The sequence below is a fragment of the Ensifer sp. GW821-FHT05G01 genome, from assembly GCF_059419585.1.
On the sequence record NZ_JBWKSC010000001.1, the window covers coordinates 647,781 to 664,200 of the forward strand.

At 61.8% G+C, this 16,420-nt stretch carries 14 protein-coding genes; 8 read left to right on the forward strand and 6 right to left on the reverse strand.

The genetic code is table 11. From position 1 onward, the window contains the following. Positions 1-219: 219 nt before the first annotated feature. Together AC07UR_RS03155 and AC07UR_RS03160 are read left to right on the forward strand one after the other, a co-directional pair. Positions 220-366: a hypothetical protein gene (locus AC07UR_RS03155; protein ID WP_173419037.1), complete on the forward strand. Its 147-nt coding sequence runs from the start codon at positions 220-222 to the stop codon at positions 364-366. Between the two features lie 353 nt (positions 367-719). Further along, positions 720-3,245 carry a methyl-accepting chemotaxis protein gene (locus AC07UR_RS03160; RefSeq protein ID WP_209787474.1) on the forward strand — a complete coding sequence of 842 codons (2,526 nt, stop codon included), beginning with the start codon at positions 720-722 and terminating at the stop codon, positions 3,243-3,245. A gap of 29 nt (positions 3,246-3,274) precedes the next feature. Here AC07UR_RS03160 and AC07UR_RS03165 read toward each other — a convergent pair whose 3' ends face one another. Further along, the gene (locus AC07UR_RS03165) at positions 3,275-3,487 is read right to left on the reverse strand and encodes a hypothetical protein (protein WP_209787472.1); all 213 of its coding nucleotides are present in this window, start codon (positions 3,485-3,487) and stop codon (positions 3,275-3,277) included. 88 nt (positions 3,488-3,575) lie between these two features. On the opposite strand from AC07UR_RS03165, the gene AC07UR_RS03170 reads away from it, so the two are divergent. After that, on the forward strand, positions 3,576-4,445 hold the full coding sequence (locus AC07UR_RS03170) for a LysR family transcriptional regulator (RefSeq protein ID WP_209787470.1): 870 nt from the start codon (positions 3,576-3,578) through the stop codon (positions 4,443-4,445). Between the two features lie 5 nt (positions 4,446-4,450). Here AC07UR_RS03170 and AC07UR_RS03175 read toward each other — a convergent pair whose 3' ends face one another. The 3 genes from AC07UR_RS03175 to aceA all read right to left on the reverse strand — a co-directional run bounded on the left by AC07UR_RS03175 (position 4,451) and on the right by aceA (position 7,441). Continuing rightward, on the reverse strand, positions 4,451-5,557 hold the full coding sequence (locus AC07UR_RS03175; protein ID WP_173419041.1) for a helix-turn-helix transcriptional regulator: 1,107 nt from the start codon (positions 5,555-5,557) through the stop codon (positions 4,451-4,453). A gap of 272 nt (positions 5,558-5,829) precedes the next feature. Beyond that, a complete protein-coding gene (locus AC07UR_RS03180) occupies positions 5,830-6,069 on the reverse strand; it encodes an SMc00767 family acetate metabolism repressor (protein ID WP_025425977.1) in 240 nt (79 codons plus the stop codon). A gap of 82 nt (positions 6,070-6,151) precedes the next feature. Then, positions 6,152-7,441: an isocitrate lyase gene (gene aceA / locus AC07UR_RS03185; RefSeq protein ID WP_209787468.1), complete on the reverse strand. Its 1,290-nt coding sequence runs from the start codon at positions 7,439-7,441 to the stop codon at positions 6,152-6,154. Positions 7,442-7,669: 228 nt separating this feature from the next. Here aceA and AC07UR_RS03190 point away from each other — a divergent pair, with 228 nt between their 5' ends. Beyond that, complete coding sequence (locus AC07UR_RS03190) at positions 7,670-9,079, forward strand: helix-turn-helix domain-containing protein (RefSeq protein ID WP_209787466.1); 1,410 nt, start codon at positions 7,670-7,672, stop codon at positions 9,077-9,079. 12 nt (positions 9,080-9,091) lie between these two features. On the opposite strand, the gene AC07UR_RS03195 is transcribed toward AC07UR_RS03190, so the two are convergent. Then, a complete protein-coding gene (locus AC07UR_RS03195; protein ID WP_209787464.1) occupies positions 9,092-10,045 on the reverse strand; it encodes a fatty acid desaturase family protein in 954 nt (317 codons plus the stop codon). 339 nt (positions 10,046-10,384) lie between these two features. On the opposite strand from AC07UR_RS03195, the gene AC07UR_RS03200 reads away from it, so the two are divergent. The 4 genes from AC07UR_RS03200 (at position 10,385) to AC07UR_RS03215 (ending at position 14,461) form a co-directional block, all read left to right on the forward strand. Next, complete coding sequence (locus AC07UR_RS03200) at positions 10,385-11,479, forward strand: polyamine ABC transporter substrate-binding protein (protein WP_173419045.1); 1,095 nt, start codon at positions 10,385-10,387, stop codon at positions 11,477-11,479. A 104-nt stretch (positions 11,480-11,583) separates the two neighbouring features. Beyond that, entirely contained in the window at positions 11,584-12,726 is a 1,143-nt protein-coding gene (locus AC07UR_RS03205; RefSeq protein WP_173419046.1) for an ABC transporter ATP-binding protein, read from the forward strand. A gap of 4 nt (positions 12,727-12,730) precedes the next feature. Next, entirely contained in the window at positions 12,731-13,642 is a 912-nt protein-coding gene (locus AC07UR_RS03210; protein ID WP_173419047.1) for an ABC transporter permease subunit, read from the forward strand. Positions 13,643-13,645: 3 nt separating this feature from the next. Further along, positions 13,646-14,461, forward strand: a complete 816-nt coding sequence (locus AC07UR_RS03215) for an ABC transporter permease (protein ID WP_173419048.1) — start codon at positions 13,646-13,648, stop codon at positions 14,459-14,461. Positions 14,462-14,510: 49 nt separating this feature from the next. Here the strand turns inward: AC07UR_RS03215 and AC07UR_RS03220 are convergent, their stop codons facing one another. Next, positions 14,511-16,334 (reverse strand): AsmA family protein, encoded by a 1,824-nt coding sequence (locus AC07UR_RS03220; RefSeq protein ID WP_209787462.1) that lies wholly within the window; start codon positions 16,332-16,334, stop codon positions 14,511-14,513. Positions 16,335-16,420 lie beyond the last annotated feature (86 nt).

Sequence of the window (16,420 nt, forward strand, 5' to 3'; positions counted from 1 at the left end):
GTGGCGCGCCGCTTCAGCCATTGTTAACGGATATGCCTGAACCTCTTTCGATGTCGGCACAGCCGGCGGTTGGCGAGATGGACTGTTCCGCAAACGGAAATCACACTGTTTCCATTTTTAGGGCTTTTCTCCGCCGCGGCATGGCTGCAATATGATCTCGACTGGCAAGCCGGTTTATCCGGGCCGAACGTTGCCGGTCAGTGAGAAGGACAGGATGTCATGAACCAGCCACGCCGTCGTCCCCGCGCCATCGCGATCGCTCGCACCGACGAGAGCCGCGCCCAGAGAGTGATGCTCACCCGCATTGCTCTGCTTGCCTTCTTTGCCGTCGCTGCCTTCGCAACGCTTCCGGCCCTTTGGCATTGACGCTGCCGGTCGGCCGCTTGGCGGCCGAACTTCTGGCGCGCCTTGAGTGCGCGAGCGCCTTCGGAAATTCGTTGGCGAGTGTTGCGCGCTTATACAATTTTTAATCGTTCAAAATGATTATTGCGACGAAGTGAGTTCCGTCAGGACTTCGCTGCCGGGGAGGTGGCGTGGTCCCGCAATGATTGCTGACGGACTGGCGGTGTGCGCCGCATGATTTTTCCGAAAAACATCAGCCTGTTTGCGCATCGGGTGGCTCTCGATCGTTTCGTCCTTTCGGCGGTTACGCTCAAAGGCGAGACATGTTTCGAGCCGCCGGGGGAGGCGAATGCGAGCTGCGAGCCAAGGTGTTTTCCATGTTCATCGATAGAATTCTTGCCCGTTTCAAGATCCAGACGAAGGTGCTTTTCTTCATTCTGCCCTTCGTCGTCAGCATCTGTGCCGTCGGCATTACCGGTCTTTATGCGTCCGGCCTGCTTCAGGGCCGGATGGAGATTTCAAACAGCGTCCTGCAGACGCTGAGCGGGTTCAAGGACGTCTATGCGGGGATGAACAACTTCCTGCATTCGACCACCGAGGAAACCCGCGACGCCTTGCAGGGCAAGATTTCTGCTCAGAAGGAAATCCTTGCCGACACCGCCGCACAGGTCGCCGGCCAGAACGGCCAGGACGAACTCAAGGCCGCGATTGCCGCAACCAACGACATCGAAGCCCGCATCGACGGACTGTGGAAGCTGCATGTCGGCGAGCAGGAAATGCGCGCCGCGATGTCGGCGAACCTCGATGCTCTCCTGGTCGAGCGCGCCAAGATCAACGACGAGTCGAACCGGCTGCAATATGCCGTGCGCAAGAACGAGAACGCCGCCAAGACCATGCTGCGCGAAGCCGAAAAGCTGATGCGCGCCAGCCGCTTCTTCAACGAGTTCGGTACTGAAGTCGCCAAGGCGACGACGGTCGAGGACAAGCTCAAGGCGGTCAAGGAACGGTTCCCGATGATCGGCCGCACCGAGCGCGACATCTTCCGGCTGCTGCCGAAGGACGAGAAGTCGCTGACCGAGACGATCACCTCCGCATCGAGCGAGATCGGCGCACTTCTGAAGGCGCCCGCCGGGCCGGAAACGCTTGCCGGTATCTCGAAATACGTCGACCGCTTCCGCACTGCGAGCTTCCGTCTTGAAGCCGCGTCGGTCGGCAAGATGCGCGATGCGACACGGATCTTCGCCGAGCTTGACCAGTTGATCGTCAGCACCGAATCCGTCCTGACAGCCACACGCCGACTTTCAAGCTCGATCACCGATATCCAGATCTCCGCGGCGACCTTCATGGGCACGACCACGGAAAGCAACCGACAGAAGCTGCTCGACAAGTTCCTGGCGGTTCAACAGAACATGGCGACCCTGCGTGGTGTTGCGAGCGAAGGCGCATCCTTCGATGCGATTGCCGATACGCTGATGCCGATCATCACCGTGATGAAGAAGGACGCGGCGTCGCTGGTCGAAATCACCGTGAAGCGGACAGCCGATTTCGACGCGGCCGGCCAGTCGATCAACCAGATCTGGAGCGATCTCACCGGCTTTGCCGAACAGCAGAAGGTTGCCGCCGGCACCGAGCGCCAGGAAGCAAACCAGATTTCGGTCGCCGCCACCGTCGCAGGCGTCGTCATCGCCCTGCTTGCCGGCATTGCACTGACGCTGACGCTCAAGAAGCCGATCGGCCAGATCACCGCCGCCATGCGTCGCCTGGCAGACGGTCGCCTTGATACGTCGATTGACGGCGATGCCCGCCAGGACGAGATCGGCGACATGGCCCGCGCCTTGGGTGTCTTCAAGGAAAATGCGCTCTCCAAGGTGCGCATCGAGGCTGAGAGCGAAGAGCAGCGCGCCCGCGCCGAAGTCGAGCGGACCCGCAACGATGCTGAAAAGCGCGAACTCGACCGACAGATCGATCTTGCCGTCAGTGAACTGGCGGCCGGCCTCGGCCGTCTGGCACAGGGCGACCTGTCGCGTCAGATCGACATTCCCTTCCATGGGCGTCTCGAGCAGTTGCGCACCGACTTCAACGGCTCGCTGATCCGCCTGCAGGACACGTTGGCTCAGATCCGTGGCAATGCGCAGGCGATCCAGCAGAGTGGCGCCGACATGCACCACGCCGCTGATTCCCTGTCGAAGCGGACGGAAGCCCAGGCCGCCTCACTCGAAGAAACGGCGGCTGCGGTCGACCAGATCACCGTGACCGTTCGCTCGTCAGCAGAGCGGGCGAACGAGGCCAACGTCGCCGTGACGCAGACGAAGAAGAGCGCCGACAGCTCGGCAACCGTTGTCACCAATGCGATCGCCGCCATGGGGCGCATCGAAGAGGCGTCACGCCAGATCGAGCAGATCATCGAGGTCATCGACGATATCGCCTTCCAGACCAACCTCCTGGCGCTGAACGCGGGCATCGAGGCAGCACGCGCTGGCGAAGCCGGCAAGGGCTTTGCGGTGGTCGCACAGGAAGTCCGCGAACTGGCGCAACGCTCGGCTGAAGCGGCCCGCGAAATCAAGGGCCTCATCAACAAGTCGACCGACGAGGTCAATTCCGGCTCGCTGCTGGTCAAGGAAACCGGCGCCGTGCTGGCTTCGATCAGTGCCCAGATCGTCACCGTCAGCCAACATGTCGAAATGATCGCGACCGCAAGCCGCGACCAGGCGGTAGCGCTTAACGAAGTCAACGGATCGGTCAACCAGATGGATCAGATGACCCAACAGAACGCCTCGATGGTGGAAGAGGCAACGGCAACGAGCCTTGCGCTTTCCAACCAGGCCGACACGCTGATGATGCTGGTCGAGCAATTCCGGCTGGAGCCGGAAACGGCCGATATCCACGCTTACCGCGCGGCCTGATCGGCCAGCACCGCGACAGCTTTGTCATCCTAGCACTGCACCGCGCAACCCACCGGTTGCGCGGTGCATTTCGTTTGCGCAGTCTGTTCGACGCTTTCAATCCGTCTGCGTGCCGCAAGCGCGGCGATGCAGCGGCAAAACATCCGCCGCAACAAGCTCGGCGGCTTGGGATCGAAATGCTCGTCCCAGCGGCGGGATTTTAGTATCAGATCGGCCATATAGGCGGCTGCCAGCGTTTCCATGGTGATGCTCCTCATCGAGTGGCATCCTCGCTTTTATGCAGCAAAAGCTGTTTTACATACGCAAGATATCGGCCTATGTCTTTCACCAATGAAAGACATGGATTGGGACATCTATCGCTGCTTCATGAGTGTGGCGCGCACCGGCGGCCTGACCGGCGCCGCGCAGGCGCTGGGATCAAGCCCGGCAACTGTCGGCCGGCGCATGCTGGAAATCGAGGAGCGTACCGGGCGCAGCCTGTTCGTGCGCAGCCAGACCGGCTATCAGTTGACCGGCGACGGGCAATTGCTGTTCGAACAGCTTGAAGAGATGGAGGCCGCCGCCCGCCGCGTCGAGAGCTGGCGACGGGAAGGCGAGGGGGCTGTCGTTCGCATCACTGCCGGAACCTGGGTGTCCTGGCTGCTTGCCGAAAACTTTCCGGCGCTCTGTACGGAGCGTGACGGTTTCAGCCTCGCGATCAATGTCGGAGAGACACGTGCAAATCTTGCATATCGTGAGAGCGATATCGGTATCCGCGCCTTCGAGCCGGAGGAAAGCTACCTGGCCGCCCGCCCGGTGGGCGACGTCGCCTACGCCGCCTATCGGCAGAAGAATGCATTGCCGGCGTCAAATGGCCGATGGGTCGCCGTCGGCGAGGAGGATGCGATCTCGTCCTATCTGCGTTGGCCGCATGAGCATGCGACCGGTCGCATCGTGGCGACGGTGACGCGGCCGCGCTCCCTGCTCGACCTTGCACGCGCCGGTGCCGGTTGCGCCGTGCTGCCCTGTTTCGTCGGTGACCTCGACCCGCTGCTGGAGCGGACGGGCGAGGAGATTCCGGCGCTTCGACATCGCCAGTGGATCGTCATGAACAACGAGGATCGCCACCGCCAGGAAATCCGCACGGTCGTCGATCGCATGACAAAGCTTTTGAAAAGCCACGCTGACATCTTCGCCGGAAAGCGCCCGCGCCGTGGCTGACGTGGTCAGCGCATCAACAGGCTGACGAGCGCCGCCTGCGAGTTCACGTCGGTCTTGGTGTAGATGTTCTTCAGCTGCGTGCGGATGGTCTCGTAGCTGACACCGTTGGCCTGGGCCATCTCCCGGAGCGACAGGCCGGCCGCAAGGCCGGACGCGATGCGAACTTCGGCGGGCGTCAGGCCGTGAATGTCCCTGAGATGTTCCCGTCGTTCCTCAGGCAAAAGCGATGTCGCCGGCTCGATCAGAACCGCGACCGTCGGTCCGTTCAGAAGTTCGACGAAGATATCGGACCGCAGTCGCACCAGTGTGATGCGATAGGCCGCGCCATCCGTGGCTCTGGCAAGGGAGACATGTGGCTCCGCATGGGTATTGATCCGCAAGGACAACAGTTCGAGAGCTACTGCCGATCCCGCGCTTGGCAGCGTCACACGCCCACCTGCCGAAATCCGAAGAGGCGCATTGTTGGCGATCATGCGCTCGGCGCTCTCGTTCATCGAGCGGATCCGAAGATTCTCGGTGACATAGACCACGCCGACGCCGACGCTATCGAGCAAATCCCGGCCTTCGCCGTTCCCGGGCGCCAACATGTCACGCTTGCGCAGCAGATCGAAAGCCCGTTTCAAGTGCGGCGCCAGAAAGGTGTATTGCTCGGCGGCCTGCTGATTGAGGTCGTCATCTGTCGAGGAAGTGCAGGTCGAGAGCATGAAGGTTCGGCTTGCGCTTCTGATAATCGTCACGCCGACGCTGGTCTCGCATCCGGTCTGTCGCTTCAGCCAGTCGTTATAGAATTCGGATTTGATCAGCTCGCCGCGCGCGACGATCTGCTCCCCGCAGATGCCCTGGCCTGCAGGCACGAGCATCGCCTTTGGGATCCAGGGATTGACCGCGGCAAAGTGCTGGTTGAACTGCTCGATATCCTCGGCGTCAAACCCCGAGACGGAAGGGACATAGCTGCGGGGTGTTGCCAGATCGTGATAGTGCAGCGCTGATCGGCCGTTGGGCAGCGTATTGGCCAGCCGATCGAGAAAGTCTTGCCAGCTGCACTCGCCGAAGGCGGCGCCGTAGATCAGCTCAGTCAGCTCTTCCGTTCCGGAATGTCCCGGCTGCAGCATGCGCGCCCCCGCTCGCAATAGTCACAGCTAATATAGGTGAAGCTCGCATCAGAAGCAACTTGAAATGGTATTTTGCGCCGCGGGCCGGGCGCTGAAAAGCAAACAGCCGACATTGCTGCCGGCTTGTTCCCGTTAAAGGTGTATTGGTTGGGCGTGCTACGCATATGGCCGGCGACCGGCGGCAACGATTGGTATCACTCGCCGCGACCCTACGCCCGGACCGGCCGTGCACAGAGACGCGATGAACGCGACCGCTGCCGCAAGCGCCATCATCATGCCCGTCCCTGGGTGACGATGACGGGGATCAGCAGGTCGCCCCAGTTGCCTTCGCCACCGTGGTGGCGGGCCGAGCGCACGAGCTCGACCGATACGCCGGCGTCGACGGCTTTCATGACGGCCTGGTTGAGGCGGTGCAGGTCGTTGGCGACCATGCGGATCGCGGCTTGCTGGTCCGGGGTCATGGCCGAAGACTGTTCCTCGGCCCGTTCCTTGACGCGTGTCTGGACTGTCATTGGGGTTCTCCTTGGTGTCAGCTAGGTCTGTTCGATTGCGCGGGGAGCGCGGCGGGCAGGGATTGCCGCGCCCCCCGGCCCTTCACTCTGCGGCCGGGCGGAACTGGTCGTGCTCGGTCGATTCCTTCATGGCCGTCGTCGACGACTGGCCGCCGGTAATGGCGAGCGACACCGCATCGAAATAGCCGGTGCCGACTTCGCGCTGATGCTTGGTTGCGGTATAGCCGTTGACCTCGGCGGCGAACTCCGCCTCTTGCAGCTCCGAATAGGCGGCCATCTGTCGAGCCTTGTAGCCGCGGGCGAGCTCGAACATGCCGAAGTTCAGCTGGTGGAAGCCGGCGAGCGTGATGAACTGGAACTTGTAGCCCATCGCACCGAGTTCGCGCTGGAACTTAGCGATCGTCGCGTCGTCGAGGTTTTTCTTCCAGTTGAACGACGGCGAGCAATTGTAGGCGAGCAGCTTGCCCGGATGCGCCTTGTGCACGCCCTCGGCAAATCTGCGGGCCTGTTCCAAGTCTGGCTTCGAGGTCTCGCACCAGATCAGGTCGCAATGCGGCGCATAGGCGATGGCGCGCGCGATGCACGGCTCGATGCCGTTCTTCACCTGGTAGAAGCCTTCGACCGTGCGTCCGGCGTCGTAGTCGACGAAGGGGCGATCGCGCTCGTCGATATCAGACGTCAAAAGCTTGGCGGCTTCCGCATCGGTGCGGGCAATCACCAGCGTCGGCGTGCCCATGACGTCGGCTGCAAGCCGTGCCGCGTTGAGGTTGCGGATATGGGCCGCCGTCGGGATCAGAACCTTGCCGCCGAGATGGCCGCACTTCTTTTCGGACGCGAGCTGGTCTTCGTAGTGGACGCCAGCGGCACCCGCTTCGATGAAGGCCTTCATGATCTCGAAGGCATTGAGCGGGCCGCCGAAGCCGGCTTCCGCATCGGCAACGATCGGGGCGAACCAGGTGTCGACCGAAAGACCCTTGCCTTCCGAGGTCTCGATCTGATCGGCGCGCTGAAGGGTGCGGTTGATGCGCTTGGCCAGTTCCGGGGCGGCGTTTGCCGGATAGAGCGACTGGTCTGGATACATCGCCGACGCGGTATTGGCGTCGGCCGCGACCTGCCAGCCGGAAAGGTAGATTGCCTTCAGGCCGGCGCGAACCATCTGCATGGCCTGGTTGCCGGAGAGCGCGCCGAGCGCGTTGACGAAGTCTTCTTCGTGAATGAGCTTCCACAAGCGGTTGGCGCCCATTTCGGCCAGCGAATAACGGATCTCGACCGAGCCGCGCAGCCGCTTCACGGTTTCGGCGGTGTAGGGGCGTTCGATGCCGTCAAAGCGGCCCTGCTGGGCACTGGGAACAAGCTTGTAAAAATCAGTCATTACTTCCTCCTGCTGGAATTCATTCACCATTCGACATTTGTCGTATGGCCTCTCTATCTCCGAGTTGATGTGACAGTTTTTACATTGCGCTGCGCAATAGAGCCACAAGAATTGCAGCTATGGCTGTTTCAAAAGGGTTATCTTGTCTTGCGTTTGACAATCACAAGCAGTAAATTTGTAAATTATGTAAATCGTCATTCGGTGTCGATATTGTAAAGGCAGTGACAAATGGCTGAGAACAAGATCTTTGCCGGGCCACGCGTCCGCCGCATCCGCAACGGGCTTTCGCTGACGCAGACGGCCATGGCGGAAGCGCTTGGCATTTCGCCGTCCTACCTCAATCTCATCGAGCGCAACCAGCGTCCGCTGACCGTCCAGCTGCTTCTGAAGCTCGCATCGGTCTACAAGGTCGACCTCGAGGAGTTGCAGGGCGAGACGGGCGGTGGGCTGGCGCAATTGCGTGAGGTCTTCGCCGATCCGCTGCTGGCGGCGGAACTGCCGGGGGATCAGGAACTGATCGAGGTGGCCGAAGCGGCACCGAACGCCGCCGGCGGGGTGGTCAAGCTTTACCGTGCCTATCGCGAGCAGGCGGCGCGACTGAAGGACCTTGCCGACCTCCTTGCGGGCCAAGGGCACATGGAAGCGCTGTCGGGAACACGCCTTCCGATGGACGAGGTGCGCGAGACGCTCGAAGCCAGGCCCAATCATTTCGCCCGGATCGAGGAGGTGGCCGAGGCGTTTCATGCCACGCTTTCACCTGGTGACGATCTGATCGGTGCGCTCAAGGCCTGGCTGAAGAAGGAGCACGGCCTCGTGGTGCGCAATCTGCCCGTTCACGCCATGCCCAATCTGCGCCGCCGCTTCGATCGGCATTCCATGCGACTGTTCATCTCCGAGCGCCTGTCGCCCTATGACCAGTTGCGCGAGATCGCCATGGAGGTCGCCTCCATCGCCTGCCACGAGGCGGTCGTCCAGGAGCTTGAGACGCTGCGTCTGTCGACTGCCGAGGCGCGCCGCATCGGTCGTTTCGAACTCGCTCGTTATGCCGCCCATGCCTTGATGATGCCCTACGGGGCGTTTCATGCGGCGGCGCTGCGGGCCAGATACGACATCGACGTGCTGCGCGCGCGTTTTCAGGTGTCGTTCGAACAGGCCGCAAACCGACTGACCATGCTGCAGCGGCCGGGTTCGACAGGCGTTCCGTTTTTCCTGATGGAGATCGACAATGCCGGCCATCGGCTGCGGCGGTCAGGCGCATCGGGTTTTCCGCAGGCAAGGTTCGGCGGCGGCTGTCCGAAGCTCAACATCCACACAGCATTTTCCGTGCCGGGGCAGATCCTCGTCGACCGGGTGGAGACCACCGAAGGGCTGGCATTCCTCACCGTGTCGCGCACGCTCGACGGTCCACAGGCGGGCTTTGAAGAGCGGGTTCGCCGCACGGCGCTGTTGGTCGGCTGCGAGGCGTCCTTTGCCGATGACGTCGTCTATGGGGCGGTACGCTCGCCGGCGATCGCCATCGGGGCGGCCTGTCGTCTTTGCGAGCGGCAGGGCTGTCTAGCGCGCGCCGAGCCTCCCGTGACGCGCCCGCTCGGGCTCGACGAGATGGCGACGGGCCTCAGCGTCTTTGATTTTCAGTAGGCGCTGGCGCTTTCAGTAGCTGACCGGGTGATGGTTCGGCAGCAGCGGTGCGCTGGGCGAAAAGCATTCGGCCGGCAGCCCGGTGGTGTAACCGCGCGTGATGTGCGCCTTGCCCGCATAGGTTTTGTCGCGCATCAGGATCGCATGCAGTTCCGGCAGGTTGTAGAACGGCACGCCGGGATAGAGGTGATGCTCCAGATGGTAATTGATGTTGTGTGGAGCGAAGAACAGCTTTTCCCAGACATGCGGATAGACCGTGCGTGAACTCGTCAGCTCGTCGCCATAGTCCATGCTGCCGAAATGTTCCGCAACGCTGCGTACATAAAGGAACAGGCAGAAGACGGTGAAGAACGGCACCAGCCAGTAGAGTGCGAATTCGCGCCAGATACCAAGCACGCTGAAGAGGCCGGCGGCAGCGATATAGAATGCCAGGCGCATTGCCTTGTAGCCGCGCGTCGAGCGATCGTTCTTCGACATGCGTTTGGCCATGTGCATCATGTCGCGGATCGAGTTGATGGCCACGAGGTAGCCGAGCAGCTGCACCACGCCGCGCGCGACCTTCTGTGGAAAGGTGAACTGGGCCATGCCGAGCTTGGCCATCCAGTCCGGGTCGTCGTCGGTGTTGGCGTGCTGATGGTGGGCAAGATGGTTCAGCCGATAGCCGTCGACGGTTGCCAGCATCGGCCAGGCGAGCAGAAGATCGCTGATCCAGTCGCTGAGCTTGCGGTTCTTGATGATGCGGTAGTGCGCCGCCTCATGAACAAGGCAACCGAACGCATGCATGCGCCCGGCAATCACCGCCACGGACAAGAGGTAGACGAAGGCATTGCCGGCAACTTCGCTGGCGGCGATGGCGGCGGCGATGATCGCCCAGTCGGCAACGATCGCGGCAAGCGATTTCCGTGGGTCGAGGATCGAAAGGCGCTTCAAGTCCCTCGGATCGATCCTGCGGTTCCGTTCACTCATGACGCTACCCAGACGCTGATGCACAACCTGAGGGAAAATCGCATGTCCACTATGGTTAATCAATCGTAAACGGGAGCGTGGACCGGCTGGTTGCTGCCATGGTTAACGGCCGTCGTCGGACTGCCAGTTGCCGCCGGACGCGCTGCCGTCCGGATAAGTGCCCGAATTTCCTTGGCTTGCTAAAACAAGGAGCGCTGGAAGAGGTCCGCCTCTTTCCGGCACGAAACCGCTTGAGGTTGTCGAGAAACATGCCTAACTTCGCCACGGAGCGATCCAGAATGGGCCTGGATCCGTGTCACGGGTCGGCCTTGTCCGGACCGATAATAACGAGGGAACTGCATGTCCAAATTCATCGTTACAACCATGGCGACGGTCATGTTGGCCGGCTCGACCATGCTCGCTTCTGCGCAGGAGCGGGTGGTCAACGTCTACAACTGGTCTGATTATATCGACAGCAGCATTCTGGAAGATTTCACCAAGGAAACCGGCATCAAGGTCGTGTACGACGTCTTCGATTCCAACGAGATTCTTGAAACCAAACTGCTCGCAGGCGGCTCGGGCTATGACGTCGTCGTGCCGACGGCGACCTTCCTGCAGCGCCAGATCGCGGCCGGCGTGTTCCAGAAGCTCGACAAGTCCAAGCTTCCGAACCTCACCAACATGTGGGACGTGATCACCGAGCGCACCGCCAAGTACGATCCCGGCAACGAGTACGCCATCGACTACATGTGGGGCACCACCGGCATTGGCTACAACGTCGACAAGATGAAGGCGATTCTCGGCACCGACGAGAAGCCCAACTGGGACGTCATCTTCAAGCCGGAGCTTGCCGCCAAGTTCAAGGATTGCGGCATCCACGTGCTCGATTCCCCGACGGATGTGATGCCGTCGGCGCTCGCCTATCTCGGTCTCAATCCGGATAGCCATGAGGCGGCGGATCTGGAAAAGGCGGCCGAACTGCTTGCCAGCGTTCGCCCCAATATCCGCAAGTTCCACTCGTCGGAATATATCAACGCCCTTGCCAACGGCGACATCTGCCTCGCCGTCGGTTTTTCCGGCGACGTCTTCCAGGCGCGTGACCGTGCCGCCGAAGCCAAGGCCGGCGTGACCGTCGATTATGCGATCCCCTCGCAGGGCGCGCAGATGTGGTTCGACATGCTCGCCATTCCGGCGGACGCTCCGCACGTTGCCGAAGCGCATGAGTTTCTCAACTACATGATGAAGCCGGAAGTCGTCGCCAAGGCGTCGAACTATGTCTTCTACGCCAACGGCAACAAGGCCTCGCAGCAGTTCCTGGATAAGGCGGTTCTCGAAGACACCGCCATCTATCCGACGGACGAAGTGATGCAGAAACTGTTCACGGTCACGCCGTTCGGGGCGAAGGAGCAGCGGGTGCTGACCCGGCTCTGGACAAAGGTTGTTACCGGCCAGTAAGAGCGAAACGAATTGCCCGGACCTCAAAATCCGGGCAATTTTCTTTCAAGGGGGCACCGGGGAAAACGAGAGTGCCCATCGGCTGTATCATTCGGGGATAGATGATGAAGTCACTCGGCAGTATCAGGCGCTCGTTCGCCCCTTGGGCGGATCCCGCTTCCAAGCCATTCATTTCCGTCAAGAACGTCACCAAGCGGTTCGGTGATTTCACCGCCGTTGATGATCTTTCGCTCGACATCTACACGCGTGAGTTCTTTGCGCTGCTTGGCGCGTCAGGCTGCGGGAAGTCGACGCTCCTGCGCATGCTGGCCGGTTTCGAGCAGCCGACCTCGGGCGAAATCATCCTCGACGGCCAGAGCCTTGCCGGCATCCCGCCCTATCGTCGGCCGGTCAACATGATGTTCCAGTCCTATGCGCTGTTTCCGCATATGACCGTCGAGACCAACATCGCCTTCGGTCTCAAGCAGGACGGCATGCCGAAGGCCGATATCGCCGAGCGCGTCGGCCAGATGCTCAAGCTGGTGAAGCTCGAGAAGTTTGCCAAGCGCAAGCCGCACCAGCTTTCCGGCGGGCAGCGCCAGCGCGTCGCGCTCGCGCGTTCGCTCGCCAAGCGACCGAAGGTGCTTCTGCTCGACGAGCCGCTTGGTGCGCTCGACAAGAAGCTGCGCGAGGAAACTCAGTTCGAACTGATGGACCTGCAGCAGGAGCTCGGCTTGACCTTCGTCGTCGTTACGCACGACCAGGAAGAGGCCATGACCATGGCCGACCGCATCGCGGTCATGAGCCACGGCAAGGTTGTGCAGGTGGCGACGCCCGCAGAAATCTACGAAGCGCCCAATTCCCGCTTCGTCGCCGACTTCATCGGCGACGTGAACATCTTCGACGGAACAGTTTCCGCCGTCGAAAACGGTTACCTCCGCATTGAAACCGGCAACGGTTTTCCGATCCGCATGGCATCGCCGGACAAGCCGTCCGTTGGCGCCAAGGCCGCGGTCGCCATTCGTCCGGAAAAGATCCGCGTCAGCCGACAGCCACCGGCCCATGCGCCCCTCAACGCTGTCGAGGGAGAGATCTGGGACGTCGGCTATCTCGGCGACATGACCGTTTTCCATGTCAGGTTGAAGGATGGGAGGGTGGTAAAAGCGTCGTCGCTCAATGCGGTGCGCGCCGTCGAAGACCCCTTCGGCTACGACCAGCAGGTGTGGATCTCGTTCGGCGAAGACGCCGGCGTCGTCTTGAAGGATTGAAGCCATGGCGAGAGTTGCATCAGCCCTCTTCAGCCGCCTGGTCATCATCATCCCCTATGCCTGGCTGCTGTTCTTCTTCCTGATTCCGTTCTTCATCGTCTTCCGCATCTCGTTGTCGCAGACGGCGGTGGCAATGCCGCCCTACACGCCAGTCTTCGACCTCTTCGGTGGTCTTTCCGGCATCATGGAAAAGGCGCGGGAGTTCTCGCTCGACAACTATGTCTGGCTGACCGAGGACGTTCTCTATTTCAATGCCTATGTGTCGAGCGTCATCATCGCCGCCATTTCGACGGTCCTGACATTGATGATCGCCTATCCCGTTGCTTACGGGATGGCGAAGGCGCCGAAATCGATCCGTCCGACGCTTCTGATGCTGGTGATCCTGCCGTTCTGGACCAGCTTCCTGATCCGTGTTTACGCCTGGATCGCCATCCTGAAGCCGGAAGGGCTGCTCAACCAGTTCCTGATGAGCATCAATGTCATCGACCAGCCGCTGATCATCCTCAACACCAATTGGGCGATCTATATCGGTATCGTCTACTCCTACCTGCCGTTCATGGTGCTGCCGATCTACTCGTCGCTGGAGAAGATGGACCACACCCTGACGGAGGCGGCGCTGGATCTCGGCTGCACGCCATTCTCGGCCTTCTGGCAAGTGACGTTCCCGCTGTCCCTGGCCGGCGTCGTTGCCGGCTGCCTGCTCGTCTTCATCCCGGCGGTCGGCGAGTTCGTCATCCCCGATCTGCTCGGCGGCTCGGAAACGCTGATGATCGGCAAGACACTCTGGAACGAGTTCAACGCCAACCGCGATTGGCCGGTCTCTTCGGCGGTTGCCACGATCCTGCTTTTGATCCTGGTGATACCGATCGTGTTCTTCCAGAACGCACAAGCCAAGGCCGACGGCGAGGGGAGGTAGTTCATGGGCAACTGGTCACGCTTCAACATCGCCTCGATCGTGCTCGGCTTCGGCTTCCTCTATCTGCCGATCGTGCTTCTGGTGATCTTCTCGTTCAACGAATCGAAGCTCGTTACCGTCTGGGCCGGGTTCTCGACCAAGTGGTACGCGCAGCTCTGGCACAATCAAGCACTGCTCGACGCCGCCTGGGTCACCATCCGCGTCGCGCTGATCTCGGCCACCTGCGCGACGGTGCTTGGAACGCTCGCGGCGCTTGCGCTGGTGCGCTACACGCGCTTTCGCGGTCGCATGCTGTTTTCCGGCATGGTCTATGCGCCGCTGGTCATGCCCGAGGTCATCACCGGCCTCTCGCTGCTCTTGCTGTTCGTCGCCATCGGGCTCGACCGCGGCTTCTGGACGATCACGCTCGCGCACATCACCTTCACCATGTGCTTCGTTGCCGTCGTCGTGCAGTCGCGGCTCCTGAGCTTCGATCAGTCGATCGAAGAGGCAGCACTCGATCTGGGTGCAACGCCGGTCAGGACCTTCTTTGCGATCACCCTGCCGGTGATCGCGCCGGCGGTGTTCTCCGGCTGGGTCCTGGCCTTCACGCTATCGCTCGACGATCTCGTGATCTCAAGCTTCACGACGGGACCTGGGGCGACCACGCTGCCGATGAAGATCTACAGCCAGGTGCGCCTTGGGGTGACGCCTGAAATCAACGCCATCTGCACGATCCTGATCGGCATCGTCGCCATTGGGGTCGTCGTCGCCTCCGTTGTAACCAAACAGCGTGAAGCACAGCGAGAGAGGGACGAGCGCGCCGCTTTCGCGCAGTAAAGCTTAAATCCGTTCTTCGCGACGGCCGGTGCGTCAAGCGCCGGCCGTTTCAGTTGGGCTCGCCGAGAACCGAAAGCGGCGAGATCACCGCGTTCGGCCAGGAGCCGCCGACGAAGAACCGCAAGCGCTGCGCCGCATTGTTGGCGTCGGTAAAGGTCCCGGCGAGAGCCAGGCTGCCGGTGCGATAGGGAATGACGCCGTTGATCGACAGGCTGCCCGAAGGCCCGGTAAAGGTTGCGCGGTTCAACCGGGCCGATCCGTTGCTGAAACGCGCCTCGATATCGGCGCGCTGAAAATCGAACGTGCCGCTGCTCGCCTGCGACAGCGAGAAGAACTCGCCCTTGCGCACCAGGTCCGAAAAGGCGTTGGCGTCGAACTCCGAGAGCTTGCCGTTGGCAAGCGACAAGGTCAGGCGCCCGGATGCGTCGGCTGCCTGCGGCGTCCAGAACGGATGGTCGGTGGCAAGGTCGAGATTGACGCTGCCGCGTCCCGTCGGCACGGGGCCGGCAAAGCCGAAGTCGGCAGCGGCCGCTGCAAGGTCAGCGTCCTTCAGAACCAGCGCCAACTTGCCGCCACGCGCAAGGCCAGCTTCAGACAGCACGAGCCGGCCGCTGAGCCTGCCATTGGCATAGGTGCTGTCGCCGATATCGAGCGAAGCACGCCCGTGATCGACCATGACGCCGGCGGCCACGTCGGTCAGCCGCAGCGGACCGATCGCCGCCTCCTGCGTCGACAGGCGAACGTCGACGCGCCAGGTGCGGGCGAAGGCGTCGGTCATATGTCTGGCAAGTTCCTCGGGATCGACCGGAAGCTCGACGAACAACGGTTGCAGCCCGTTGAGGTCGATCTTGTCGAAGGCGAGCGTGCCCTCGACACGCGGCGTGTCGTCGGCCGGAATGGCAACGTCGAGCACACCGGTTGCGTTTGCCCCGCCGAGCGACAGATGCAGGTCATCCAGCTTCAGCGTCGCATCGCCGGTGGTGACATTGGCATTGAGGTTGAAGCTGCTTTCAGGCAGCCCTTCGTGCGAAGCGCCCTCGAACCAGGCCGCAAGTGCGGGCAGCGACGCGGTGGAAACCTGGAGCCGGCCCGACGCGAAGGGTTTCATCGACAGATTGCCGACGCCGTCGAAGGAAAAGTTGAGAGGTGCTGAGGTCAGCGACGTCTTTAGCGTCGTGTTGCGGCCGGCCAGCAGTGTCAGCGGCTCGTCGCAGGCGAGGGACCAGCTCACTGTCTGGCCACCGATCACGCTCGACAGTTGCGCGTTGAGCCGCCCGGCAAAGGCGGGCCACTTCACCGTGCCGGATATGCCGGGAAATTCGCGCGCATAATTGGTCGTCCGATCAAACACCTGCAAGCGGCCGTTCTCGATCGTGATGTCGCCGAAGGGTGTGTCGCCGTTGGCAGCGGCAGGTTCGCGCGGCGCAAGCCAGCGCGGCCGCTCCCAGTTGAGCGTGCCGTCCGCGCCGCGCTCCAGCGTCACCACCGGCTCGATCAGGCGGATGTCTTCAAGTGCCGGTTCGCCGCGAAGTGCTGAAAGCAGGCTGAAGGCTGCCGTGATGCTGCCGATCCGCGCGAGTGTGCGGGGGGTGCCGTCGGTCGTCTCGATCGTGGCGCCGTACAAAGTCAGCGTCGGGTTCGGCCAGAAACGGATGTCCGGCTCGCCGGTGATCCTGCTTTTGCCACCCGACCAGGCGTCGAGCATGCGCTCCATCGTCGGTCGCACGTCCGTGGTCGAGATCACCAGCGGCAGGGCCGCGTTGTACCCGACGGCAAGCGCGATGCCGATCGCCGCGGGCCAGAGGAAATGGCGACGGCGAAGCCGCGACCAAAGGCGTGGTCGACCCAACATATGCAGGATTTTTCTTGTCATTTCCGCCTGGTTGCCCATCCCTAGGGATCACGCAGATTGGATAGGCTTTCGGCTTGCATAAATCAAATGCAGCCGACATGGAAATG

Bases quoted from the DNA above. Each gene is read 5' to 3' on its own strand.
- AC07UR_RS03155 (WP_173419037.1), top strand. From the start codon at position 220: ATGAACCAGCCACGCCGTCGTCCCCGCGCCATCGCGATCGCTCGCACC.
- AC07UR_RS03160 (WP_209787474.1), top strand. From the start codon at position 720: ATGTTCATCGATAGAATTCTTGCCCGTTTCAAGATCCAGACGAAGGTG.
- AC07UR_RS03165 (WP_209787472.1), bottom strand. From the start codon at position 3,487: ATGGAAACGCTGGCAGCCGCCTATATGGCCGATCTGATACTAAAATCC.
- AC07UR_RS03170 (WP_209787470.1), top strand. From the start codon at position 3,576: ATGAAAGACATGGATTGGGACATCTATCGCTGCTTCATGAGTGTGGCG.
- AC07UR_RS03175 (WP_173419041.1), bottom strand. From the start codon at position 5,557: ATGCTGCAGCCGGGACATTCCGGAACGGAAGAGCTGACTGAGCTGATC.
- AC07UR_RS03180 (WP_025425977.1), bottom strand. From the start codon at position 6,069: ATGACAGTCCAGACACGCGTCAAGGAACGGGCCGAGGAACAGTCTTCG.
- aceA (WP_209787468.1), bottom strand. From the start codon at position 7,441: ATGACTGATTTTTACAAGCTTGTTCCCAGTGCCCAGCAGGGCCGCTTT.
- AC07UR_RS03190 (WP_209787466.1), top strand. From the start codon at position 7,670: ATGGCTGAGAACAAGATCTTTGCCGGGCCACGCGTCCGCCGCATCCGC.
- AC07UR_RS03195 (WP_209787464.1), bottom strand. From the start codon at position 10,045: ATGAGTGAACGGAACCGCAGGATCGATCCGAGGGACTTGAAGCGCCTT.
- AC07UR_RS03200 (WP_173419045.1), top strand. From the start codon at position 10,385: ATGTCCAAATTCATCGTTACAACCATGGCGACGGTCATGTTGGCCGGC.
- AC07UR_RS03205 (WP_173419046.1), top strand. From the start codon at position 11,584: ATGAAGTCACTCGGCAGTATCAGGCGCTCGTTCGCCCCTTGGGCGGAT.
- AC07UR_RS03210 (WP_173419047.1), top strand. From the start codon at position 12,731: ATGGCGAGAGTTGCATCAGCCCTCTTCAGCCGCCTGGTCATCATCATC.
- AC07UR_RS03215 (WP_173419048.1), top strand. From the start codon at position 13,646: ATGGGCAACTGGTCACGCTTCAACATCGCCTCGATCGTGCTCGGCTTC.
- AC07UR_RS03220 (WP_209787462.1), bottom strand. From the start codon at position 16,334: ATGACAAGAAAAATCCTGCATATGTTGGGTCGACCACGCCTTTGGTCG.